We start from the raw sequence: 22,918 nt of genomic DNA, 5'->3' as shown, positions 1-22,918 counted from the left end.
CCCCCAACAGCCCCCACCCCCAGCCCCTCCGGCGTTTGAGGAGCGGGGGTTCGGGGGCTGGCCCCCGAGTAAGGGACGGGAATGGGTAGGGGCGGCGGGGGCGAAATCAAGCCCTTGGCTCGCGCGGGAGTCCCAGTACCTTTTCCGCGAGGATGTTCCGCTGTACCTGAGACGTCCCGGCGTAGATCGTGCCGGAGCGGGCGATCAGATACGTCGTGGACCAGGAAGCCGAGGAGTTCGCGGCGCCGGGATCGTCGGCACGGTACGTACGCAGGGGCGCCCGCCCCACCGGAACCTGACCGTGCAGGCCCATGATGTCCATCGCCAGGTCGGTGACCTTGGTGTGGTACTCGCTCCAGTACAGCTTGGCGATCGACGTCTCGGGCCCGGCTTCGGCGCCCTTGAGCCACCCGGTGAGGATCCGGTAGCCGAGAAACCGCATGATCTCGACCTTGGACCAGCACCAGGCGATCCGCTGCCGGATGACCGGGTCCTGGTCCCTCCCGTACAGGCGGGCCAGCTCGACGAGGCGTTCGACCTCCGCCCGGAAGAGGATCGGATTGGTCGCCGCCTCCTCCCCGCGCTCAACGCCCAGCAGACTCTGCGCGACCGTCCAGCCGTTGTCGACGCCGCCCACGACGAGGTCGGCGCGGGTGCGGGCGCCGTTGAAGAAGACCTCGTTGAAGTGGAGCTGCCCGCTCATCATCCGGAACGGCCGTACCTCGACACCGGGTTGGTCGAGCGGCACCAGGAGGAACGAGATGCCGCGGTGCTTGGAGGCGTCGGGGTCGGTGCGGGCCAGGACGAAGATCCAGTCGCTGTGGTGGGCGCCGGAGGTCCACACCTTCTGCCCGTCGATCACCCACTCCCCGCCGTCACGCACCGCGCGCGTCCTGAGGGAGGCGAGGTCCGAGCCCGCGTCCGGCTCCGAGTAGCCCTGGCACCAGGTGTCCTCGCCGCTGAGGATGCGCGGCAGGAAGTGACGCTTCTGGTCCTCCGTACCCCAGCGCAGCAGCGTGTTCGCCAGCATCTTCACGCCGAAGGTGTCCTGCGGCAGACCGAACGGCACACCCGCCAGGGCCAGTTCCTCCATCAGGACGACCTGGTGGAGCTTGGACAGGCCGCGGCCGCCGAACTCCTCGGGCCAGGCAAGCGAGAGAAAACCGCGCTCGGCGAGCCGTCGGCGCCAGTCGCGGGCGAAGGCCCAGGCGGCCTCCTCGTCGAGGGCGCCGATGCCCTTCCAGCCGGTGGGCAGGGCGTCGGCGAGGAACGCCTTGACCTCGGTGCGGAACGCCTCGGTCTCCGGGGGATAGGTGATGTCCACCTGCAGTGCCTCCTGCGCTCGGCCGCCCCATCGCGGTATTGATTGTTTCAGTGTAATAGGTTATCTATTTAAGAGGAATAGCGACGAGCCAGGGCGGGCTGACATGGGACTGCTGGACGGCCGGAACGCCGTGATCACCGGCGGCGCACAGGGCATCGGCTTCGAGATCGCCGGCGTGCTCGGCGGGGCGGGCGCGTCCGTCGTCATCGGCGACATCGACGAGGACGCCGCGGCGCAGGCCGCCGAACGCCTCGCCAAGGACGGCGTGGCCGCCACCTCGCTGCGCTGCGACGTCACCGACGAGGACGAGGTGGCCGCCCTCGTCGCCCATGGCACCGACGTGTTCGGACCGGTCGGCGTCATGGTCAACAACGCCGGGATCACCCGTGACGCGACCCTGCGCAAGATGGCCCTCGCCGACTTCCGCGCCGTGGTCGACGTCCACCTCACCGGAGCCTGGAACGGCACCCGGTACGCCGCCGAGGCCATGCGCGCCCACGGACAGGGCGGCAGCATCGTCAACATCTCCTCCATCGCCGGCAAGGTCGGCAACTTCGGGCAGACCAACTACAGCGCCGCCAAGGCCGGGCTCGTCGGCCTCACCAAGGCGTCCGCCAAGGAACTGGCCCGGGCCGGCATCCGCGTCAACGCCGTGCAGCCCGGTCTGATCCGCACCGCGATGACCGAGGCGATGCCCCAGGCCGCCTGGGACGCGAAACTCGCCGAGATCCCCATGGCCCGCGCGGGCGAACCCGCCGAGGTCGCCCAGGTCGTCCTCTTCCTGGCCTCCGACATGGCGAGCTACATCACCGGAGCCGTGGTCGAGGTGACCGGCGGGCGGTACATGTGACCCCGTCCACTCCGTGCCCCTCCTGCCCTGCCCCGCCCCGCTCCTGCCCCGTACCCCTCATGAAAGGCACGACGGATGCCCGCCCTCTTGCGTGACGCGGTGATCTGCGAACCCCTGCGTACCCCGGTCGGTGGTTACGGAGGCGTCTTCCGCGACGTGACGGCGGCCGAGCTCGCGGCCACGGTCGTACGCGCCGTGCTGGAACGCACCGGCGTACCGCCCGCAGCCGTGGACGACGTCCTGCTGGGCCAGTGCTACCCCAACGGCGAGGCCCCGGCCATCGGCCGCGTGGCCGCCCTGGACGCGGGCCTGCCCGTGGAGGTGCCGGGGCTCCAGGTCGACCGCCGCTGCGGCTCCGGACTGCAGGCGGTCATCACCGCGGCGATGCAGGTGCAGACCGGCGCGAGCGATCTGGTGCTGGCCGGTGGCGTCGAGTCCATGAGCCAGGCCGAGTTCTACACCACCGATGTGCGCTGGGGAGTACGCGGCGCGGGCACCACGCTGCACGACCGGCTGGCCCGTGGCCGGGTCACGTCCGGAGGCGTCAACCACCCTGTCCCCGGAGGCATGTTGGAGACCGCCGAGAACCTGCGGCGCGCGTACGACATCTCGCGTGAGGAGCAGGACCGACTCGCCCAGCGCTCGCACGAAAAGGCCGTCGCGGCCCAGCGGGAGGGCCGGTTCGCCGACGAGATCGTGCCCGTCACCGTACGCACCCGGAAGGGCGAGACGGTCGTCGACACCGACGAACACCCGCGCCCCGACTCGTCGTTGGAGAAGCTGGCCTCGCTGCGTCCCGTACTCGGCCGCCAGGACCCCGAGGCGACCGTCACCGCCGGGAACGCCAGCGGGCAGAACGACGGCGCCTCGATCTGTGTCGTCACCCATCCCGAGCGCGCGGCCGAACTGGGCCTGCGTCCGCTGGGCCGCCTGGTCTCCTGGGCCGTCGTGGGCGTGCCGCCCGAGACGATGGGCATCGGACCGGTGCCCGCCACGGCCAGGGCGCTGGAACGGGCGGGGCTGAAGCTCGCCGACATGGACCTGATCGAACTCAATGAGGCCTTCGCCGCCCAGGTCCTCGCCTGCACCCGCGAATGGGCCCTGACCGAGGCCGACTTCGACCGGTTCAACGTCAACGGCTCAGGCATCTCGCTGGGCCACCCCGTCGGAGCCACCGGCGGCCGCATCCTCGCCACCCTGCTGCGCGAACTGGACCGCCGCCAGGCCCGCTACGGCCTGGAGACCATGTGCCTCGGCGGCGGACAGGGCCTGGCCGCGGTCTTCGAACGGCCGACGCACGCACACAACGCGCTCAACGCTCCTGGAGGACGCTGATGGCCGGACTGATCGCATATGGCGCGTACGTGCCGTACCACCGCCTGGCGCGAACGGATGTCGCCGCGGTACTGGGCACCAAGGCGGGCAAGGGAACCCGGGCGGTCGCGGGCTACGACGAGGACACCACGTCCATGGCCGTCGAGGCGGCCCGCGGAGCCCTGGCCCTCGACGGCCTCCGCCCCCGCATCGGCCAGCTCTTCCTCGCCACCGCCGCGCCCGCCTACCTCGACAAGACGAACGCGACCGCCGTGCACGCCGCGCTCGGCCTCGACGAGCACGTCCTCGCCGCCGACATGGCCGGCTCCGTACGCTCCGGCCTCGGCGCACTGGTCACCGCCGCCCGCTCACCGGTCCCGACCCTGACGGTCCTCTCCGACCTGCGCACCGGACTGCCCGGCGGCAGCGACGAGATCGCGGGCGGCGACGGCGCGGCCGCCTTCGTCTTCGGCGGCCACCGCAACGGGGCGCCCGTCATCGCGGAACTGCTCGCCCACGACACCGTGAGCGACGAGATCCTCGAACGCTGGCGGCTGCCAGGATCGCCCACCTCCCGCGTCTGGGAGGAGCGCTTCGCCGAGGAGATCTACGTGACCCTGGCCGGCAAGGCGCTCGTCGCCGCACTCGACCAGGCGGGCCTGGACATCGCCGCGATCGACCACTTCGTGGTCTCCGGACTGCACGCGCGGGCCTGCGCGACCGTGCGGCGCACGGCAGGTGTACGCCCCGAGGCGGTGACCCCGGACCTCACCGGGGCGATCGGCAACGCGGGCACCGCCCAGCCCGGCCTGCTCCTGGCCGATGTCCTCGACCGCGCCCGCCCCGGCGAGACCATCGCGCTGGTCGTTCTCGGTGACGGCGCCGGCGTCCTCCTGCTGCGCACCACCGAGGCGCTGACCACCCACCGCGGCGTCCGCCCGGTCGCCGCCCAGATCGCCGCGGGCAGCGCCCCGGTGCCGTACGCCACGTACCTCTCCTGGCGCGGTCTCCTCGACCGGGAGCCGCCACGCCGGCCGGACCCCGAGCCGCCCTACGCCCCGCCCGCGTACCGCCGGGGCGGCTGGAAGTACGGCTTCGTAGCCTCCCGGTGCGAGAAGTGCGGCACCCGGCATCTGCCGCCGGACCGGGTCTGCGCGAGCTGCCGGAGTGTCGACGCCATGACCGACGAGCCGATGGAGCATGTGCGCGGCACGGTCGCCACCTTCACCGTGGACCGCCTGGCCCACACGCCGAGTCCGCCGATGCTCGTCGTGGTCGTCGACTACGACGGCGGCGGCCGGTTCCGCTGCCAGCTCACCGACGCCACCGAGGCCGACGCCGTCATCGGCGCCCGGGTGGAGATGACGTTCCGGCGCACGGTCACCGCGTCCGGCGTCCACAACTACTTCTGGAAGGCCCGGCCGGTGCGCACGGGCGAGACCGAGGGGACAGACGGATGAGCTCGCACGGAATCCGGGACCGGGTCGCGATCGTCGGCATGGGCTGCACGACCTTCGGCGAACACTGGACCCGCTCGGCCGACGATCTGCTGATCGACGCCGTCGGCGAGGCCGTCACCTCGGCCGGCATCACCCTCGACGACATCGACGCGTTCTGGCTCGGCACCCAGGCGTCCGGCGTCTCCGGGCTGACCCTCAGCAGGCCGCTGCACCTGCAGTACAAGCCGGTCACCCGCCTGGAGAACATGTGCGCCACCGGCTCCGAGGCGCTGCGCAACGCCTGTTATGCCGTCGCCTCCGGCGCGTACGACGTGGCCATGGCGGTCGGCGTGGAGAAACTCAAGGACTCCGGCATGTCCGGGCTCTCGGGCACCACCATGCCGGGCGCGGGCGACGACAGCCGCGGAGAGATCACCGCCCCCGCGAACTTCTCCCTCCTCGCCCCCGCCTACGCCGCCAAGTACGGCCTGTCGGAAGAGGAGTTGAAGGACGTCATCACCCGCATCGCCTGGAAGAACCACGTCAACGGCGCCCGCAACTCCCGCGCCCAGTACCGCAAGGAGGTGCCGCTGGAGCGCATCAGGTCGGCGCCGATCGTCGCGGGCATGCTCGGGGTGTTCGACTGCTCGGGGGTGTCCGACGGCTCGGCCGCCGCGATCGTCGTACGGGCCGAGGACGCCTACAAGTACACCGACAAGCCCGTCTTCGTGAAGGCGCTGTCCTTCGTCGCCGGTCCGGCGGACGGGCTGCTCGATCCGGAGTACGACTTCACCACCTTCCCCGAGGTCGTCGCGTCCGCCCAGGAGGCGTACCGGCAGGCCGGAGTCACCGATCCACGCGCCGAGATCGCGCTCGCCGAGGTCCACGACTGCTTCACGCCCACCGAACTGGTGCTGATGGAGGACCTGGGCTTCGCCGAGCGCGGCCAGGCATGGAAGGACGTCACCAGCGGGGCGTTCGACCTGGACGGCTCACTGCCGGTCAACCCGGACGGGGGACTCAAGGCCTTCGGCCACCCCATCGGCGCGTCGGGCCTGCGCATGATGTTCGAGGCCTGGCTCCAGCTGCGGGGCGAGACCCCGCCGGAGCGGGCGGTCCGCACGTTGGCGGAGGGGCGTTCGCTCGCCCTCACGCACAACCTGGGCGGCGGACCGGGCGAATGCGTCTCCTTCGTGTCGGTGGTCGGAAACCAACTCACCGATTGAGAAAGGCGGTTCGGTCATGGGACGACTGGACGACAAGATCGCGATTGTCACGGGAGCCGCGTCCGGCATCGGCGCCGCCACCGCCCGTCGCGTGGCGGCCGAGGGCGCGCACACGCTCGTGGCCGACCTGAACCTCGACGGCGCCAAGGCGGTCACGGAGGAGATCCGTGCCGCCGGAGGTTCCGCGACCGCGGTCCCGGTCGACCTCGGCGACATCGAGAGCGTACGGGCCATGGTGGACGCGGCGATTCGGACGTACGGCGGACTCGACGTCCTGCACAACAACGCGGCGGCCACCCACCTGGCCGCACGCAAGGACCTCGCCGTCGTGGAGGCCGACCCCGCGGTCTGGGACGAGACGATGCGCATCAACCTCCGCGGGACCATGGTCGCCATCCAGACCGCGGTCCCGCACATGGTCGCGCGCGGCGGCGGCTCGATCATCAACACCTCGTCCGGAGCCGGGCTCGCGGGCGACCTGCGCAATCCCGCGTACGGTGCCTCGAAGGCTGCGCTCATCAACCTCACGCAGTACGTCGCCACCCAGTACGGCAAGCAGGGGGTGCGCTGCAACGCCATCGCGCCGGGGTTCATCGTCACGCCGGCCAGTTCCGGCTCGGCGCACGGTGCGATCCGTGAGGCGATGCTCCGTCATCACCTCACGCCGCGTCTTGGCGAGCCGGAGGATGTCGCTTCCGCGGTCGTTTTCCTTGCCTCCGAGGAGTCCGCCTTCATCACCGGGCACACCCTGCGCGTGGACGGCGGGCTGCTGGCCCACCAGCCGTACGTTGCGGACCTGCGGGACGCGTAGCTCCGCTTGGGGTGCGGTTCGTTGTCTGCGGGCCGGTGGGGGCTTGTCGCGCAGTTCCCCGCGCCCCTCAAGGGGCGACCTCCTCCGGTGATAGGTCGCCCAAGTACGCCGCCCGGACCGCCGGGTCGCCGCGGACCTCCTCCGGTGTGCCGACGCAGATTCGGCGGCCGAAGTCGAGGACGACGACCTCGTCGCAGACGCTCATGACCATGTCGACGTCGTGCTCCACGAGCAGCACGCCCATGCCCCAGTCCTCGGCGAGCCGCCGGACCAGATGGGCCAGCTCCCGGGACTCGTCGTCCGACAGTCCTGCGGCCGGTTCGTCGAGCAGCAGGACGGACGGCGAGGTCGCCACCGCGCGGGCGATGGCCAGCAGCCGCCGCTCGCCGTACGACAGATCGCCCACCGGCCGGTCCAGGGCGGCCTCCAGCCCGAACTCCCTTATGGCGACGAGTACATGGGCGGGCAGCGGGCGGCTGCCGGGGCGCACCAGGTCCTTGAGGTACGCCCACGGTCCGGGGCGGTCGCAAGCGGCGTAGAGGTTGTCCACGACGCTCATGTCCTCGAACAGTTCCAGCGACTGGAAGGACCGGCTCAGCCCGGATCCGGCCCGTCGGTGCACCGGCAGGCGGGTCACGTCCTGGTCTCCGAGGCGGACGCTTCCGGACGCCGCCCGGGTGAAGCCGGTGACGGCGTCGATGGCGGAGGTCTTGCCCGCTCCGTTGGGGCCGATGAGACCCACGACCCGGCCCGGCTCGATGTCGAAGGACAGGCCGTCCACGGCGACGACCCCGCCGTACCGGACGGTCAGGTCTCGCACACGCAGGGGCAGTCCGGGCGTGCGGTGCGAGGCCTGCGAGGGGGCTGCGGGGCGTGCGTCCGGTGCGGCCGACTCGTCGTCCTGTGTCGTTCCCTCTGCTGCTCCCGCTCCCGCGTCCTGTGCGGCGCCGGCGTGCTTAGGGCCTCGCTTCGAGAGCAGTCGGCGTTCGGCTGCCGCCGTCTGCTTGCCGACCTCCCGGCCGATGCCGTCCTGGTTGCCCACCAGGGTCAGCACCAGGATGATCCCGCCGATCAGTGGCATCCACTCGCTGAGCCCGGGCAGGACCAGGTCTCCGAAGCGGGCGCCGACCGTGCCCGCGGCGAAGGTGGCCGCGAAGAGCGGTCCGACGAGGAAGCCGACGCCGCCGATGACCGCGAGCCCGAGTGCGGTGATGGAGTCGAAGCTCGCGAAGTCGGCGAAGACCACCGAGGTCGAGCGGAAGCCGGTGAGCACTCCGGCGAGCGCGGCGATGGCCGCGGACAGCCCGAAGGCGTAGAGCTTGGCCGCGCGGACGTCGATGCCGAGGGCCGCGGCGGCCCGCTCGTTCGCCCGTACCGCGATGAGCCGACGGCCGGTTCTGCTGCGCCGGACGTTGGCGACCACGAGGGTGGCGCCCACGAACATCACCAGGACGACGACCGCGTACCGCTGTGGGTGGTCGACGCCGGAGATGTCGATCCCGAAGAGCGTCTGCTTGCCCACCGCGATGCCGTCGCTGCCCGGTGTCGTGGACAGGTCGGTGTTCTGGAAGACCATCGTCTCCAGCGTGGTGCCGAGCCCGAGCGTGATGATCGCGAGGTTGACCCCGCGGGTGCGGACGGCAGGAAGAGCGAAGAGCAGACCGATCGGCACGGTGCCCAACACGCCTGCGAGCAGGGCGAGTTCGAAGGGCCAGCCCCAGTCGGCCGCCGCGTGCCCGGCGATGAAGGCGCCGGTCCCGGCCAGGGCGTACGCCGCGAGGGAGACCTGTCCCGCGTACCCGGTGACCACGATGATCGACAGGATGATCAGCGAGAGCACCAGGGTGTTGGTGATCGCGTCGGCCCACAGCGGCGAGGACAGCCCGATCAGCAGGAGTCCGGTCACGAAGGCGAGCGCCAGCGGCACCGGGCGTACCCTTCCGTTGCCCAGGGCCGGCAGCCGCTCAAGGAACGTGCCGCGCAGCGGCAGGGCCCGGCCGCGGGCGACCAGCATCAGGGCGATGACGAGGAAGGGCACCGACGCGGCGAGCCCTGTGACGTCGGATCCGAAGCGGGTCAGTTCGGACTGCACGACCCCGATGACCAGGCCGCCCGCCAGAGTGACGGGGAACGACGAGAACCTGCCGACCAGTGCGGCGGCCAGCGCGCTCAGCAACAGGGTGGTCAGGCCGGTCACCGACAGGCCGATGACCGGCACGATCAGGATGCCCGTCAGGCCCGCGAGGGCCGAGCCGAGTCCCCAGTTGGCGGCGGCGATCAGGTCCGCGGACCAGCCGAGCGAGGCGGCCGCGCCCTGGTTCTCCGCGACCGCGGTCGTGCCCAGGCCGAACAGGGTGCGCTTGTAGAGGGCGTGCAGGGCGGCGGTGACGACGACGGCGATGCCGAGCAGCCAGATCCGGTCCTCGGAGACCGTCGCGCCGGCGATCTCCACGAGCCCGGACGGCAGCTTGGCCGGCACCAACTGCACACTGTCGCCGTAGCGCTTGACCGCGACGGCGGTGAGCACGATGAACACCGCCAGGGTGCCGACCAGGCGTGCCAGCGAGGACGCCCTGCGCAGCGGCCGGATCACCAGCAGATGGGTGAGCACGCCCAGCACGGTGGACCCGAGCACCCCGCAGGCGACGGCGGGCCAGTACGGCACGCCGTGGTTGACGGCCAGCTCCCACTGCACATAGGCGCCGGCCATCCCGATCGCGCCGTGCGCGAAGTTCAGGACGCCGGAGCCCCGGTAGACCAGCACGATGCCGTGCGCGGTGAGCGCGTAGAGCGCACCGAGCCCCAGGCCGAGCAGTGCGAAACGCAGGATGTCGTCCACGTGAAGAACCTCCCAGGGCCTTACTTCTCAGAGCTCCATGAGTAGCGAACGCCGGTTCGCCCGACAAGACCAGACAGCGTATTTATTTAAATAATTGTGCCGAGAGTACTTCACTAAACAAACGCCACCCTCCATGCTGTCGGCATCTCGACGTCGCCCATGACGGGCGCGAGCCCCGCGGAGGGACCATGAACGACTCACGACGACGCAGAAGTGCCACAGCGAGCTGTCTCGCCGTGACCGGAGCCCTACTGGCCGCCGGATGTGGGGGAGAGGCCTCCAGCAGCTCGTCCGACACGTCCTCGCTCAAGGGCGCCACGGTCAAGGTGATGGTCTGGGCACCGGAGAACACCCAGGGCAGCGCCCAGCCCGGTGTCCGGCAGACGGCCCAGGCGTACGAGAAGTGGATCAACGACAACGGCGGGATCAAGGGGGGCCCGCTGAAGGTCCTCACCTGCAACGAGAAGAACGACGCCGACGAGGCCGAGAACTGCGCCCAGAAGGCCGTCGCCGAGAAGGTGGTCGCGGTCGTCGGCTCGTACAGCCTCGCCGGAGACCGCTACATGCCGATCCTGGAGAAGGCCGGCATCCCCTACCTCGGCGGGACGGGCGTCTCGGCCGCCGAGTTCTCCAGCCCGATGTCCTTCCCGGTCAACGGCGGCACCCCCGTGGTGTTCGCCGCACACGGCAAGCAACTGGTGGACGAGGGCTGCAAGAAGATCTCCGGCGTCCGGTACGACGTCGCCGCCGCCGACACCGTCTCGAAGTTCCTCGCGCTCGGCGTGACCGCGGCCGGAGGAGCGCCGCCCAAGGACCTCAAGGTGCCGCTCACCGCCACGGACCTCGCCCCGCAGGTCGCCGCGGCGACCAAGGGCACCGACTGCGTGAGCGTCATCCTGGGCACGCACTCGGACCTGTTCGTGAAGTCGTACGTGCAGTCCGGCGCCAAGACCGAGCTGGGCAGCGTCGTCGGCAACCTCACCCCGGAACTCGCCGAGAGCACCGGTGGCGCGGGCAGCCCGCTGAACGGCGCCGCGATCACCGGCTACTACCCGCCGACCTCCGACCCGGCCTGGAAGGACTTCGTCGAAGCCACCAAGGGTGACGGACTCGACACGTCCAACGGCGCCAACGCGACGGCCTGGGTGGCGTTCAAGGTCTTCACCGAAGCCGCCAAGAAGCTGCCGACGATCTCGTCCAAGGCCCTGGTGGAGGAGCTCAACACCACGAAGGGCATCGACACCGGCGGCCTGACCCCACCGCTGACCTGGGCGGAGTCGACCGCCCTGCCGATCAAGGGCCTGAACCGCATCCACAACACCACCGCCACCGAACTGACCATGCGCGACGGGAAGATCGAGTGGGCCAAGTCCGGGTCGACCTTCATCGACGTCCGGAAGGTGCTGACGGGCGGCTCGGCCGGCTGACCTCCGGCGTACGAGAGCCCTGGAGCCCGAGGAAGGAGAACGTCCGTGCACGACACGGGACAGCCCCTGATCGAAGCCCGCGCACTGTCCGCCGGCTACGGCACCGTGCCCGTACTGCGCGACCTCGACCTTGAGGTCCGCCCCGGTGAGGTCGTCGCCCTGTTCGGGCCCAACGGCGCGGGCAAGAGCACGACCCTCCGGGTGCTGTCGGGCGAACTGGCCCCGATGAGCGGCGAGGTGCGCTGGCTGGGCGGCACCGGCCAGGCACCACTGCACCGCCGCGCCCGCGAGGGGCTGGCCTACGTCGGTGAGCGGGCGGTCTTCACCCGTCTCGACACCGCCGACAACCTGCGCGTGGGCCGGGTGACGACGGACCAGGCCCTCGCGCTCTTCCCTGAGCTAGAGAAGCGGCTCAGGACCGGTGCCGGAATGCTGTCGGGCGGCGAGCAGCAGATGCTGTCGCTCGCACGGGCCCTGTGCCGCACGCCCAAGCTGCTCCTCGCCGACGAACTCTCCCTCGGTCTCGCCCCGCTCGTGGTCGACCGCCTCCTGCGCGCCGTGCGCGAGGCGGCCGACCGCGGGCTCGGCGCACTTCTGGTCGAACAGCACGTACGCAAGGTGCTGGACATCGCCGACCGCGTGTACGTGCTGCGCCGCGGCCGGATCGTCATGACCGGGACACCGAAGGAACTGCGCGCGAACCTGGACGAGATCGAGTCGTCCTACCTCGCGCACCAGGCAACTGTGACAACCGATTGAGGCAGGTGCTGTGGCAAGCGCACGCGAGCAGATCCGATCCCTGGTCAGGTCCGGAGACACCTTCGACCAACCCGCCGAAGACATGGCGGGACTGCAACTGGAGGCCGCGCGGGAGGCCTTCGCCGCCCACCGCGAGCGCATCCCGCTGCTGCGCACCCGGGCGGCGGAGACCGGCGTACGCGAAGTCACCGGTCTCGACGACCTCGTACCCCTCCTCTTCTCGCACACCAGCTACAAGTCGTACCCCGTTTCCTTCATCACCGCCGGCCGCTGGGACCGGCTGCTGCGCTGGTACTCGACCGTGTCGGTGGTCGAACCGGACGAGGTCGACGTCGACGGCGTACGCGACATCGACGAGTGGACCGAACGCATCACCGCCGCCGGCCACCGCCCCTACATCACCAGCGGGACGTCCGGGAAGGTCTCCTTCCTCAACTGCGACGGCACCGACCTCCGGTTCCTGCACGACATCCTGGAGAACCTCACCTGCTGGCCCGACCCCCTGCCACCGGATCCCGTCCGCCGCGGCTACCTGCTCGCTCCGGCGAGCGGACCGATGCGGTCCATCGACGGCTTCCGCTGGCACGCGGACGTCTTCGCGCTGCCCGGCGAGACCCGGCTGCTGACCGAGGACCCGATGCGGGTGTCCGAGCTGATGAGCAGCGCGCTGCTGCGCCGGCGGATGGCGGAGGGTGTCGCGACCCCGCAGGAGATCAGCTCCTTCGAGTCCGCCTCCGGCTCACGGGAGGAGGAACTGGGCGCGGCCATGACCCGGATCGTCGACGACATCGCCGCCCACCGCGACGAGCCGTTGCTGATCGCCGGCATGAACAACCAGCAGTTCACCCTGATCCAGGCCCTGCGCGCCCGAGGCGTACCCGACGGCGGACTCCACCCGGACACGCTGGTGCTCAGCGGCGGCGGCAACAAGGGCCGTGCGCTGCCCGACGACTACCAGCAGCAGTTCGCCGCCTTCTACCAGGGCGTACGGCGGGTACGCAGCTACGGCATGACGGAGCTTCAGGGCTCCTGCCTCGCCTGCGAGAAGGGCAACTACCACGTGCCCCCTTGGGTGATCCCGCTGGTGCTCGACCAGGCCGGCGAAAAGTTGCTGAACCCTGAACTCGGCGTCGTGGAAGGGCGGTTCGCCTTCCTGGACGTCTCCCTGGAAGGCCGCTGGGGCGGACTGATCAGCGGCGACCGGGTCTTCGTGGACTTCTCACCGTGCGCCTGCGGCCGGTCCGGCCCGGCCGTCCTGCCGGACATCCAGCGCTACGGAGACCTTGGCGGCGACGACAAGATCACCTGCGCGGCGACACTCGACTCCTATGTGAGGGGAATGATCCACTGATGAGCGGTACGACGCTGCAGGACGAGCCCTCGGTCCGGACGGAGGTGGTGCACGTCGTACGGGGCGAGGTGGACCAGGCCCCGCCCGTCGGTCACGGTCGCGGAGACTCCGCCTTCACGGCACCAGCACTGGACCTGGACCGCCTCGTGTGGCCCCGCACCGAATCCGGACCCGCCTTCGACGTGCCCAGCGCGGAGATCGTCGACCTGCTGGTGGAGACCGGCGAAGCACTGAAGGCCGACCGGGAGGGCCTGCTCGCCGAAGCGCTGGACCGTATGGTCCGGATCAGCCCGCTCCCCGCCGAGGTGCTCGAACGCGCCTACGCCGTGCTGTGGCGCAGCTTCCAGCGGGCCGGCCTGCACGCCCAGATCGACCACGAACTCGGCGGAGCGGACGTGCTCGACGGCTGGCGCGAGGTGCGGCTGCCCGAGGGCCGGATCGCCGCCACGCGCGCCTTCCCGCCGCGCCTGGTGCACATCATCGCGGGCAACGCGCCCGGCGTGGCGGCCATGTCCGTCGTACGCGGCGCCCTCACCAAGGGCGTCAACCTCCTGAAGCTGCCCTCGAACGACCTGTTCACCGCGACCGCGATCCTGCGCACGATGGCCGCGGTGGCACCCGGTCACCCCGTGGTGCGCTCGTTCTCCGCGGTGTACTGGAGGGGCGGCGACGAGACGGCCGAGAGCGTGCTGTTCCGCCCGCAGTTCTTCGACAAACTGGTCGCCTGGGGCGGTGAGTCCACGATCCGCGGAGCCCTGAAGTATGTCGGCCCCGGCTTCGAACTCGTCTCCTTCGATCCCAAGACCTCCATCTCGGTGATCGGCCGCGAGGCCTTCGCCTCCGAGGAGACTCTGCGACAGGCAGCGGAGGCGGCCGCCTCGGACGCCACGTTCTTCAACCAGCAGGCGTGCGTGGCCAGTCGCTTCCAGTTCGTCGAGGGCTCCGAGCAGGACGCCGACCGCTACGCCGAGCTGCTGTGCGAACGCCTCGGCGTCGCCCGGGAGTTCAGCTCGGCCGACGGCCCACGGGTCGCCGGGGAACTCCGCGAGGAGATCGACGTACTGCGGTCCCTCGCACCGGAGTACCGCGTGTGGGGCGCGTACGACGGCCGAGGCCTCGTCATCCGCTCACCGGAACCGGTCGACTTCCACCCGGACGGAAAGATCGTCAACGTCGTCCCGGTCGCCGCGCTCACCGACGCCGTCACGCACGCCGGAGTCGCCACCCAGACGGTCGGTGTGTACCCCGACACCCGCAAGCCGGAACTGCGCGATGCCCTCGCCTGCGCGGGTGTGCAGCGCGTGGTGTCGCTCGGGAAGGCGGGCCGTATGCCACCCGGTCTCTCCCACGACGGCTTCTATCCGCTGCAGCGGCTCATGCGTTGGGTGAACGACGAGTAGCTGGTCGGCGGAAGGTTCCGGTTCCGATACGTCCGCCCCGGCGCGGCACTCTCCTGAGTGCGGTGCCGGGGCGGACGTCATCGCGTATCCGTGCTCAGCAGTTGCGGATGCTCCAGACTGGGGTCCAGGTGTAGGTGTGCAGGGCCGAGTCGGGCCTGAAGGAGTGGAGGACGTTGCCGCTCTGGCCGTAGAGGTACGAGGTGACGCCTCCGGTCTGGAAGTCGTAGTAGTAGCCGACGCCGTTCCAGTACGACGTGTAGTAGCGGTTGCAGGTGTAGAGGAAGAAGATCTCCCAGCTGTTCGTGGTGGGATCCCAGACCTCGGTGCAGAGGTTTCCGCTGGGGCAGGTGAACGTGGTGCCGGGTGCCATGTGGATGGACCTGGCGGACGGCGAGACACTCGGAGAGTCCGCGGCCGCTGACCGGGTCGACGCCGACTGTGCGTCCTGCGGTGCCGGCGGCGCGGTCAGGACCCGGCCGGCCGCACCGTCGTCCGAGGCGACGGCTGCCTGGGCCGGGCCGGCGGTGAAGACAGCGGCCAGCATCAGAGCCAAGGCACCGATGAGGCCGAGGATGGAGCGCCTGCCACGCACTCCGTGCACGCTACGGGTTCTGCGCATTCGGTTGATCCCCCTGTTCGGGACGCGACATACGAGGCACCCGGTGGCGGTGTGACCCCGTTCGTGGAGCCAGGCTGTCTCCGGCCGCCGTGTCGCCGCCACACGTTGAAGCGGTGGCTTAAACGGAAGCCGCCACTCAGGGGCCAGGGGCCAGGGGCCGGGGGCCGGGGGCCGGGGGCCGGGGGCCAGGTGTCAGGTGTCAGGGGGAGGGGCCAGGCGTCTGGCTCATGGGGCGGGGTCAGTAGTCGAATGGCGGGTTCGGCGCACCGTCGAGGAGGACGAGCCCCGCGGGAGTGATCGTGTGCAGCACATGTTTGCTGCGGCGCACGCTCAGCAGCAGTCCGGCCTGCCGCAGCACGGCCGTGTGCTGACTCACCGCAGCACCGGAAATGCCGAGCCGCTCCGCGAGTTCACCGGTCGTACGCCCGGTCACGACGTCCTGCAGGATGGCGGCCCGGGTACGGCCCAGCAGCGCGCCAAGTCCCGCGCCCGGTCCCGTGCCACGGCCTGTGCCGCCGGGCGTCAGGGCCCAGCCGAGCGTGTGCTGGATCGGGTAGACCAGGACCGGCGTGCGGTCGGGGAGTGGTACGGCGAGAGTGACGGGGCGTCGGGAGCAGAAGAAGGACGGTTGCAGCAGTAACCCCCTTCCATCGAGCCGCAGTTCGTGGTCGACGGGATAGTCGGCCTCCAGCACGGGGGGCTGCCAGCGCAGTACGGGCCTGAGGCTCGCCAGGAGCCCGTCGGTCCCGCCTCCCAGCACCGCCCGGGCGCGTACGGCACGGTCGGCGTCCACCTGCGCCCGGATGTGCGGCCAGAAGGCGGCGAGCGCCCGCCGGTGGTACCCGTGCAGCGCGGCGCCCAGCCGCTGCAGGGCCTCAAGGGTGCCCTCGGCGAGGGCACGGGCCTCGGCCGGCAGCGTTCTCGGCCGGGCCGGGGAGGCGACGAGTCTGGCCAGATCGCCACGCAGGCCGGCCCGGGGCGTGCCGAGCACGGTGTCGACAGCGTCCTCCAGCCCGAGGGAGCCGCCCAGGTCGGGAGTGAGGAAGTCAGGGAAGTACCCGTGGGGCGGCAGCAGCGCGGCGAGCAGCCCGTCCGTCGGACCCAGCCGTGGCCGTACGATCCGCCGCCAATCGCCGAACGCCAGGGCGTTCTCCTCCCTGATCAGCGCCTGGAAGCTGTTCACGATCTCCCACAGGGGGTCGGGGGCGGCGGCGACACGTACGCGTGCGATGTCGTCGGGCGTGAAGTGCACCCGCAGCATGGGGATCTCCGACGGTGGGCGGTCATCAGGTGAACGGCAGTGCGCAACGACAGTGATGGAGCCCAACTGTCCGGGCAAGGGGGCACATTCGGTCACCTGGGTCCTGCCGGCCCGGTCGGCCGTGTGCGGTCCCCGGAACGGGCGCCGCTCCGGGGCGTCGGGGCCAGCCGGGTGTGGAAGAAGCCGGCCAGCTCGGTGATGGCGGGCGTGACGTACTCGTCCTTGTCGTACAGGTCGACGTGGCTCGCGCCGTCGATCCAGTGGAGTTGCTTCGGGCCGCGGGCCTTCTGGAACGCCTCGACGCTCATCCAGGAGGTCACCGCTTCACGTCCGACGATCATCAGCAGGGGGCGCGGCGAGATCAGGCCGACGAAGCCGAAGGCATCGAAGGTGACCATCCGGTCGACGCTGGACCAGGTCAGGAACTTCGCCGAGCGCGGGTGCTGGGCGCGGTCCGTGCAGTAGTACTCGAAGCCCTCGGCGGCATGCCGGCCGCCGAGGGCGAGGGCCTGCTCGGCGGTGTCGGGGAAGAGCTGGAAGCTCTGGACGCCCTCACCGAGAGCTTCGCCGGTACGCGCGGCCGAGGCCGCGTCGAGCATGCCCTGGATGACGGCGGGATCCTGCGTGCCGTCGGCACCCAGCCGGAACTGGCGGGCGATGTCGACGGCACTGACCGTGCCGACCGCCTTGACGCGGTGGTCGGAGGCGGCGGCGGACAGCACATACCCGCCGGAGGCGCAGATACCCAGAGCCCCGATTCGGTCGGCGTCGACCTCCTCGCGAGTGGCCAGGTACGACACCGCGGCCTTGATGTCCTCGACCCGGTGGGCCGGGTCCTCCAGGCCACGCGGGGTGCCCTCGCTCTCACCCTGAAAGGCGGCGTCGTACGCGAGGGTGACGAAGCCCTGCTCGGCGAGGCGCCGCGCGTACAGTCCGGCGGCCTGCTCCTTCACACCGCTGCCGGGATGTCCCACGACGATCGCGGGGCGCGGCGCGGAGGCCTCGCCCGAGGGCGTGTCTGCGGGGATGTCTCCGGGGGTGTAGAGGTGGCCGGCGAGCGTCAGGCCGGCGCTGAGGAAGGTGACGTCTGTCCTCGTGACGTCTGTCCTTGTGATGTCTGTCGTCATGATCGTTGTCTCCAGCTGTACAGGGGCGGGCTCGCATCGGTGGCGGGCTCCGGCGGCCGCCCAGAATCCGTCGGCCGCGTCCACCACCGTCACGCCGCCCGGCAGCAGGTGCCAGGGACGGTGCTGCCTATGCAGACCAGTACCAGGCACGCGGCCGCAATCTTGCGGACACTGGAGTCATGGAAGACCCAGGGAACCCTTCCGACGCCAACGAGCTGGGCGGTTTTCTGCGCGCCCGCCGGGCGGCCCTCGACCCGCACAGCATCGGCCTCCCGGACGACGGGCGGCTGCGCCGCGTCCCGGGGCTGCGCCGGGAGGAGCTGGCCCAGCTCGCTCACGTGAGCGTGGACTACGTCGTCCGGCTGGAACAGGGCCGGACCCGCCGGGTCTCCCGTCCGGTCCTGGACGCGCTCGCCGACGCGCTGCAGCTCGCACCGGACGAACGTTCCTACCTGTTCACCCTGGCCGATGTGAGCCCCGGCGCCCGCCCGCGGCCGTCGGGTCGCCCGGAGGTCGCCCCACGGCTGCGGAGCCTGCTGGAGGGCATGCACGACGTTCCCGCGATGGTGCTGCACCGGCGCATGGACGTGCTGGCCTGGAACCGGGGAGCGGTCGCCCTGCTGACCGATTTCGGCACGCTGCCGCCGGCCGAGCGCAACCTGATCCGGCTGACCTTCCTCGACCACGCCTTCCGGTCCTTGTACGCGGACTGGCCACGCGCCGCACGCGAGTGCGTCGCCGTCCTCCGGATGGAGGCGGGCCGCCGCCCCGACGACCTGGCCCTGACCGCCCTGGTCGGTGAACTCAGCGTCAACGACGCGGACTTCCGCACCTGGTGGGCCGGCCACCAGGTGCGCGGACCGAGGCAGCTCACCAAGACCTACCACCACCCCGTCGCGGGCACCGTGACCCTCGACGTCCAGCAGTTCTCCGTCGACACCCACCCCGACCAGCTGCTGGTGGCCTACACCGCAACCGACTCCACGTCCCAGGAAGCACTGCGCTTCCTCCTGCAATGGACACCGACGGACCCGCCGTCCGTACCGCCACGGAGGACGACCACGCCGCGGTGACCTTGAGTACGGGAACTCATGTGTGCGGTCACACGCCGCGGCAGACTGTGGTGTCCATGACGAATCAAGTAGGAGCGAACATGAGACGGACGAGGAAAGCGCTGGCTGCGACGGCGCTGGCGGCGTTATGGCTTACCGGTGTGGTGGCGGGGCCTGCTGCTGCGTCGGCCGATGTCTTGTTGCCCCACCCCGGCCCGGAGGGCTTGGTGTGGGTGGAGGAACGCGTGGGAGACGGTGGCGTCGTGTCGGGCGGCGCATGGGAGGAGCTGCCGACCGTCCTCACCGTGGCCTGCGAGGGCGGCGGCAGCGTGCGGGTGACGATGGAGTCGCAGCAGGTGGGGGTTGCCGCGTTCTCGGTTGACTGTCCGGCAGGGACTGCCGGGGTGGGCTCGGTGACCATGGAGGCCGGCGTGGTTCGTCCGGGATCCTTCTCCGTGGCCGTCGACGCTTCCACGGAGTCCCTTCGGTGGGCGCTGACCGTGACACAGCCGGAGTAGTTGGCTGCTGTCCAGTGGTCACCTGCCCGAGGGCGGGTGACCACACGTCGGTGATCGCCAGGCATGGTCAGATCCGAGGCGTTCTTCCCGGGCCGCTCCCGCCTGACGACGCCTATGGCCGAGCGTAGTACTCTCCATCGCTCGAAGTCGCAAAGCCCCCTGGGACAAGGGGAGTTGGGCGTTTCGGGAGTACTGGTCAATTGCCCTGCACCTCCGCCGCCGCAGCCGCAGTGGCGGACGAGCAACGGAGGACACACACCTATGATCCACGCCCGGCGAATTGCCGCATCGTGCATGACGGCCGCACTGGCCGCAGCCTCGCTCCTCGTCGCCGCTCCGGCCGAGGCCTCTCCCGGCACGTGTTACATCACGAGCTACGACAATCCACTCATCCCCGGGAGCGGTCACTACCTGGTGCCCGAGTACAACCTCTCGCCCGGCATGACCGACTTCTGCGTGACGTCGTGGCAGAGGCAGATCAACAGGCGCTACGGCCAGGTGCTCACCGTCGACGGCATCTACGGTCCCCGTACCAGGGACTGGACCACACGGATCCAGGGCTCCCAGCAGTACTCCTGGTGTGCGGGAGGTGCGGACGGAATAGCGGGGCCCAAGACGATCAGCTGCTTCGAGCATGTGAACGGCTATACCGAATGGGGTTAGGGGGACATGGGTCCCCTCGTGGACAAGGCAACCACGTCGACCACGTAGACCAACTCGAAGAAGTGCCGGAGAGCCGGTTGGCCCGCTCCGCCGGGCGTTCCTAGACTCACTTGGCGTCATGCGGATCGTGCACGTGCTGAGTGGGTGGAGCGCGTCCGGGGGTGCCCGTCGGGGGTGTTCGCGTGCTGTGCCCTGCCAGGGGGAGCCGTGGTGCGGGGTTGGGTGGGTCGTTGGCCGTTGGTGGGCCGCGAGGGGGAGTTGGACTCCTTCGCCGCGGCGCTGGTGGACCGGGAGTGCCGGGGGTTCGTGGTGGGAGGGCCGGCCGGGGTGGGCAAGTCCCGGCTGGCCGAGGAGTGTCTGGGCCGGGCCTCGGCGGCGGGTTTCCGGGTGGGCCGGGCCACGGCGAGCGCCGCCGCAGGTGCGGTGCCGCTGGGAGCGATCGCGCACCTGCTGCCCGCGGGGGTGGATCTGTCGGACCCGGTGGCCGGGTTCGCCGCGGTGGCCGAGCGGCTGGCCGCCGGGCAGGGACGGCGAAGATGGGCGCTGCTGGTCGACGACATGCATCTGCTGGACTCGGCCTCGGCGGTGCTGCTGCGGCAACTGATGGACACCGGCGTGCTCCTGCTGATCGGCACCGTCCGCAGCGGCGAACCGTACGGGAAGGCCATCACGGCGCTGCGGGGCGGAGACGCGGTGCACCGGGTCGACCTGACCGTGCTGAACCCGGGGCAGATCGAGGAGTTGCTCCAGGCCGCGCTCGGCGGAGCCGTCGCCCGGCGCAGCCTGCACGAGCTGTCGGCTGCCAGCGGCGGCAACGTGCTGTACTTACGCGAACTCGTCCTGGGCGCCCTGACTGCCGGGGATCTGACCGAGGACGGGGAGATCTGGCATCTGGCCGAGGGCAGACTGCCGGCCACCGCGCGGCTGACCGAGGTGATCGGCAGCCGGCTGGCCACCGCCGACTCCGCCGGACGCCCCGTACTCGAACTGCTGGCACTGTGCGAGCCACTGTCCCTGGCCGATGCCGAAGTCCTGGCCCCGCCGCAGGTGATGGCCGCCCTGGAACAGGCCGGACTGGTCCGCGTCACCCAGGACCGGCGGCGCACCGCCGTGTCCCTGGCCCATCCGCTGTACGGCGAGGTACTGCGGGCCGGTCTCCCGGTCCTGCGACGCCGGGCCCTGCTCCTCGACCAGGCCGCACGCGTCGAGGCCCGCGGTGCCCGCCGCCGCGGCGACCTGCTGCACATCGCCACCTGGCGGCTGGCCGCCACCGGCACCGCCGACCCCACCCTTCTCACGCAGGCCGCCGTACTGTCCCGCCACGCGCACGACTACCCCCAGACCGTCGCTCTCCTGGAAGCCCTGCCCGAGAAGCACCGCACCACAGCCACCGGCCTGATGCTCGGCCACGCCTTCTTCGAGATGGGCCGCTGGGATCAGGCCGAGGCGGCGATCGCCCAGGCCGACGCCGTGGCCGTCGGTGAGCAGGACAAACTGGCGGTCGTGCTGGTCCGGACGATGAACCTGCTGTGGAGCAATGCCCCCCTCACCGCGGCACTTGCGGTCAACGACGCCGCCCTGGACCGGATCACCAGCCCCGAGGGCCGCCGCAAGCTGAGGATCAACGAGGGCTTCATGCGGACAGCCGCCGGCCTGCCGGCCCAGGGGCTGGCCCTGCTGGACGACGTGGAGACCGACGTCGTTGACGCCCCAGACGTCGACGTCTGGCTGCGAGGCGCCTGGATGAAGCCCTTCGCGCTGGCACTGGTGGGCCGCACCGGCGAGGCCGCGACCTGGGCGGAGCGCGCCCACGCAGGCCACCGGAAGGTCGACGAACACGCCCTCGTCTCCCATCCCGCCGTCCAGCGCATCCCGCTCGTCCTCGCTCTCACCGAAGCCGGCCGCCCCGCCGAGGCCCGCCGCGAGGGCGAGCGCACCTACGCCGAACTGGTCGCCGCCGACTCCGTCGTACGGGTCTGGCTGGCGGTCTTCCTCGGCCGTACGGAGTGGCTGGCCGGCCGCCCGGCGACCGCCCGCCGCTGGTGGGCCGAGGCCGCCGCCCTGGCCCGTTCCTTCGACCACACCATGGCCCTGCGCCCGGTGCTCGGCGGCCTCACCGCCTGTGCGGCCGTGCTGGGAGACCTGGACGCGGCCGAAGCGTCGCTGGCCGAACACCGCACCCTGCCGCCGCTGGCACCGGGCCTGCTGTCCGTAGGGGAGGAACGCCTGGGTGAGGCCTGGCTGTTGGCCGCCCGCGGACACCTGGGCCGGGCACGGTCCGTGCTCACCGCCGCCGCCCTTGTCGCCCGCTCGACCGGCCACGTCACCGGCGAGGCACTGCTGTTGACCGATGTGGCCCGTCTCGGCGGAGCGAAGGACGTCACGGACAGGCTGACCGCACTCGCGCAGAGCTGCGACGGGGCACTCGCCCCCGCCCGGGCCCAGCTGGCGGCCGCACTGGCAGCCGACGACCCCGACCAGCTACTCCAGGCCGCCGACGCCTGCCAGGCCGTCGGCGCGGAGTTGCTCGCCGCCGAGGCGGCCACCGCAGCCGCTGCCGCCTGGCGCCGGGCACACCAGGCCCGCCGTGCCTCGGCGGCCGCCCACCGGGCCGCCGCGGCCCCCGCCCGCTGCGAAGGCGCCTGCACACCCCTGCTGACCACCGCCCAGTCCACCGCTCCGCTCACCGACCGCGAACGCGAGATAGCCCTGCTCGCCGCGCTCGGCAACGCCAGCAAGGACATCGCCGACGCCCTCGCCCTGTCGGTGCGCACCGTCGACAACCACCTCCACCACGCCTACGCCAAACTCGGCGTCACCACCCGGCGCGAACTGGCCCAGACCCTGAGGACACCAACACCCGTCCCACGTCCCGATCACCAGCACGGCCGGTCGTAGACCGCGACCGGCGGTTGAGTACCGACTACTCACGCCATCC

18 protein-coding genes are annotated in these 22,918 nt (G+C 71.1%); 13 read left to right on the top strand and 5 right to left on the bottom strand.

From position 1 onward, the window contains the following. Positions 1 to 106: 106 nt before the first annotated feature. Positions 107 to 1,324 carry an acyl-CoA dehydrogenase family protein gene (locus ACFWXQ_RS07980; protein ID WP_383955737.1) on the bottom strand — a complete coding sequence of 406 codons (1,218 nt, stop codon included), beginning with the start codon at positions 1,322 to 1,324 and terminating at the stop codon, positions 107 to 109. 103 nt (positions 1,325 to 1,427) lie between these two features. On the opposite strand from ACFWXQ_RS07980, the gene fabG reads away from it, so the two are divergent. The 5 genes from fabG to ACFWXQ_RS07955 all read left to right on the top strand — a co-directional run bounded on the left by fabG (position 1,428) and on the right by ACFWXQ_RS07955 (position 6,964). Further along, complete coding sequence (gene fabG, locus ACFWXQ_RS07975; RefSeq protein ID WP_383955740.1) at positions 1,428 to 2,174, top strand: 3-oxoacyl-ACP reductase FabG; 747 nt, start codon at positions 1,428 to 1,430, stop codon at positions 2,172 to 2,174. Between the two features lie 75 nt (positions 2,175 to 2,249). Beyond that, positions 2,250 to 3,509 (top strand): acetyl-CoA C-acetyltransferase, encoded by a 1,260-nt coding sequence (locus ACFWXQ_RS07970; protein WP_383955743.1) that lies wholly within the window; start codon positions 2,250 to 2,252, stop codon positions 3,507 to 3,509. Beyond that, positions 3,509 to 4,948 (top strand): OB-fold domain-containing protein, encoded by a 1,440-nt coding sequence (locus ACFWXQ_RS07965; RefSeq protein WP_383955746.1) that lies wholly within the window; start codon positions 3,509 to 3,511, stop codon positions 4,946 to 4,948. Before ACFWXQ_RS07970 ends, ACFWXQ_RS07965 begins: the two co-directional genes overlap by 1 nt. Beyond that, the gene (locus ACFWXQ_RS07960; RefSeq protein WP_383955749.1) at positions 4,945 to 6,153 is read left to right on the top strand and encodes an acetyl-CoA acetyltransferase; all 1,209 of its coding nucleotides are present in this window, start codon (positions 4,945 to 4,947) and stop codon (positions 6,151 to 6,153) included. Before ACFWXQ_RS07965 ends, ACFWXQ_RS07960 begins: the two co-directional genes overlap by 4 nt. A 16-nt stretch (positions 6,154 to 6,169) precedes the next feature. Then, positions 6,170 to 6,964 carry an SDR family NAD(P)-dependent oxidoreductase gene (locus ACFWXQ_RS07955; RefSeq protein WP_383955752.1) on the top strand — a complete coding sequence of 265 codons (795 nt, stop codon included), beginning with the start codon at positions 6,170 to 6,172 and terminating at the stop codon, positions 6,962 to 6,964. Positions 6,965 to 7,031: 67 nt separating this feature from the next. On the opposite strand, the gene ACFWXQ_RS07950 is transcribed toward ACFWXQ_RS07955, so the two are convergent. Then, complete coding sequence (locus ACFWXQ_RS07950) at positions 7,032 to 9,803, bottom strand: ATP-binding cassette domain-containing protein (RefSeq protein ID WP_383954588.1); 2,772 nt, start codon at positions 9,801 to 9,803, stop codon at positions 7,032 to 7,034. Positions 9,804 to 9,991: 188 nt separating this feature from the next. On the opposite strand from ACFWXQ_RS07950, the gene ACFWXQ_RS07945 reads away from it, so the two are divergent. From ACFWXQ_RS07945 to ACFWXQ_RS07930, 4 genes are read left to right on the top strand one after another with little or no spacing between them, the layout of a single operon-like run. After that, positions 9,992 to 11,230, top strand: a complete 1,239-nt coding sequence (locus ACFWXQ_RS07945) for an ABC transporter substrate-binding protein (RefSeq protein WP_383954586.1) — start codon at positions 9,992 to 9,994, stop codon at positions 11,228 to 11,230. A gap of 45 nt (positions 11,231 to 11,275) precedes the next feature. Then, entirely contained in the window at positions 11,276 to 11,989 is a 714-nt protein-coding gene (locus tag ACFWXQ_RS07940) for an ABC transporter ATP-binding protein (protein ID WP_383954584.1), read from the top strand. Positions 11,990 to 11,999: 10 nt separating this feature from the next. Further along, a complete protein-coding gene (locus ACFWXQ_RS07935) occupies positions 12,000 to 13,340 on the top strand; it encodes a hypothetical protein (RefSeq protein WP_383954582.1) in 1,341 nt (446 codons plus the stop codon). Then, entirely contained in the window at positions 13,340 to 14,740 is a 1,401-nt protein-coding gene (locus ACFWXQ_RS07930; protein WP_383954580.1) for an acyl-CoA reductase, read from the top strand. Before ACFWXQ_RS07935 ends, ACFWXQ_RS07930 begins: the two co-directional genes overlap by 1 nt. A gap of 94 nt (positions 14,741 to 14,834) precedes the next feature. Here ACFWXQ_RS07930 and ACFWXQ_RS07925 read toward each other — a convergent pair whose 3' ends face one another. The 3 genes from ACFWXQ_RS07925 to ACFWXQ_RS07915 all read right to left on the bottom strand — a co-directional run bounded on the left by ACFWXQ_RS07925 (position 14,835) and on the right by ACFWXQ_RS07915 (position 17,747). After that, positions 14,835 to 15,359 (bottom strand): hypothetical protein, encoded by a 525-nt coding sequence (locus tag ACFWXQ_RS07925; RefSeq protein WP_383954578.1) that lies wholly within the window; start codon positions 15,357 to 15,359, stop codon positions 14,835 to 14,837. Between the two features lie 238 nt (positions 15,360 to 15,597). Further along, entirely contained in the window at positions 15,598 to 16,620 is a 1,023-nt protein-coding gene (locus ACFWXQ_RS07920; protein ID WP_383954576.1) for an ArsR/SmtB family transcription factor, read from the bottom strand. 92 nt (positions 16,621 to 16,712) lie between these two features. Next, positions 16,713 to 17,747 carry an alpha/beta hydrolase gene (locus tag ACFWXQ_RS07915; protein WP_386267782.1) on the bottom strand — a complete coding sequence of 345 codons (1,035 nt, stop codon included), beginning with the start codon at positions 17,745 to 17,747 and terminating at the stop codon, positions 16,713 to 16,715. A gap of 179 nt (positions 17,748 to 17,926) precedes the next feature. Between ACFWXQ_RS07915 and ACFWXQ_RS07910 the strand changes: the two genes are divergently transcribed. The 4 genes from ACFWXQ_RS07910 (at position 17,927) to ACFWXQ_RS07895 (ending at position 22,878) form a co-directional block, all read left to right on the top strand. Next, entirely contained in the window at positions 17,927 to 18,820 is an 894-nt protein-coding gene (locus tag ACFWXQ_RS07910) for a helix-turn-helix transcriptional regulator (protein ID WP_386267781.1), read from the top strand. Positions 18,821 to 19,044: 224 nt separating this feature from the next. Continuing rightward, complete coding sequence (locus ACFWXQ_RS07905; protein ID WP_383938131.1) at positions 19,045 to 19,317, top strand: hypothetical protein; 273 nt, start codon at positions 19,045 to 19,047, stop codon at positions 19,315 to 19,317. Positions 19,318 to 19,611: 294 nt separating this feature from the next. Continuing rightward, a complete protein-coding gene (locus ACFWXQ_RS07900) occupies positions 19,612 to 19,980 on the top strand; it encodes a peptidoglycan-binding protein (protein ID WP_383938133.1) in 369 nt (122 codons plus the stop codon). Positions 19,981 to 20,202: 222 nt separating this feature from the next. Continuing rightward, positions 20,203 to 22,878: a LuxR C-terminal-related transcriptional regulator gene (locus tag ACFWXQ_RS07895; protein ID WP_383938135.1), complete on the top strand. Its 2,676-nt coding sequence runs from the start codon at positions 20,203 to 20,205 to the stop codon at positions 22,876 to 22,878. Positions 22,879 to 22,918 lie beyond the last annotated feature (40 nt).

This window comes from Streptomyces sp. NPDC058697 (assembly GCF_042715345.1).
Classification (GTDB): Bacteria; Actinomycetota; Actinomycetes; order Streptomycetales; family Streptomycetaceae; genus Streptomyces; species Streptomyces liliifuscus.
This window is presented reverse-complemented; position numbering and strand designations above follow the sequence as displayed.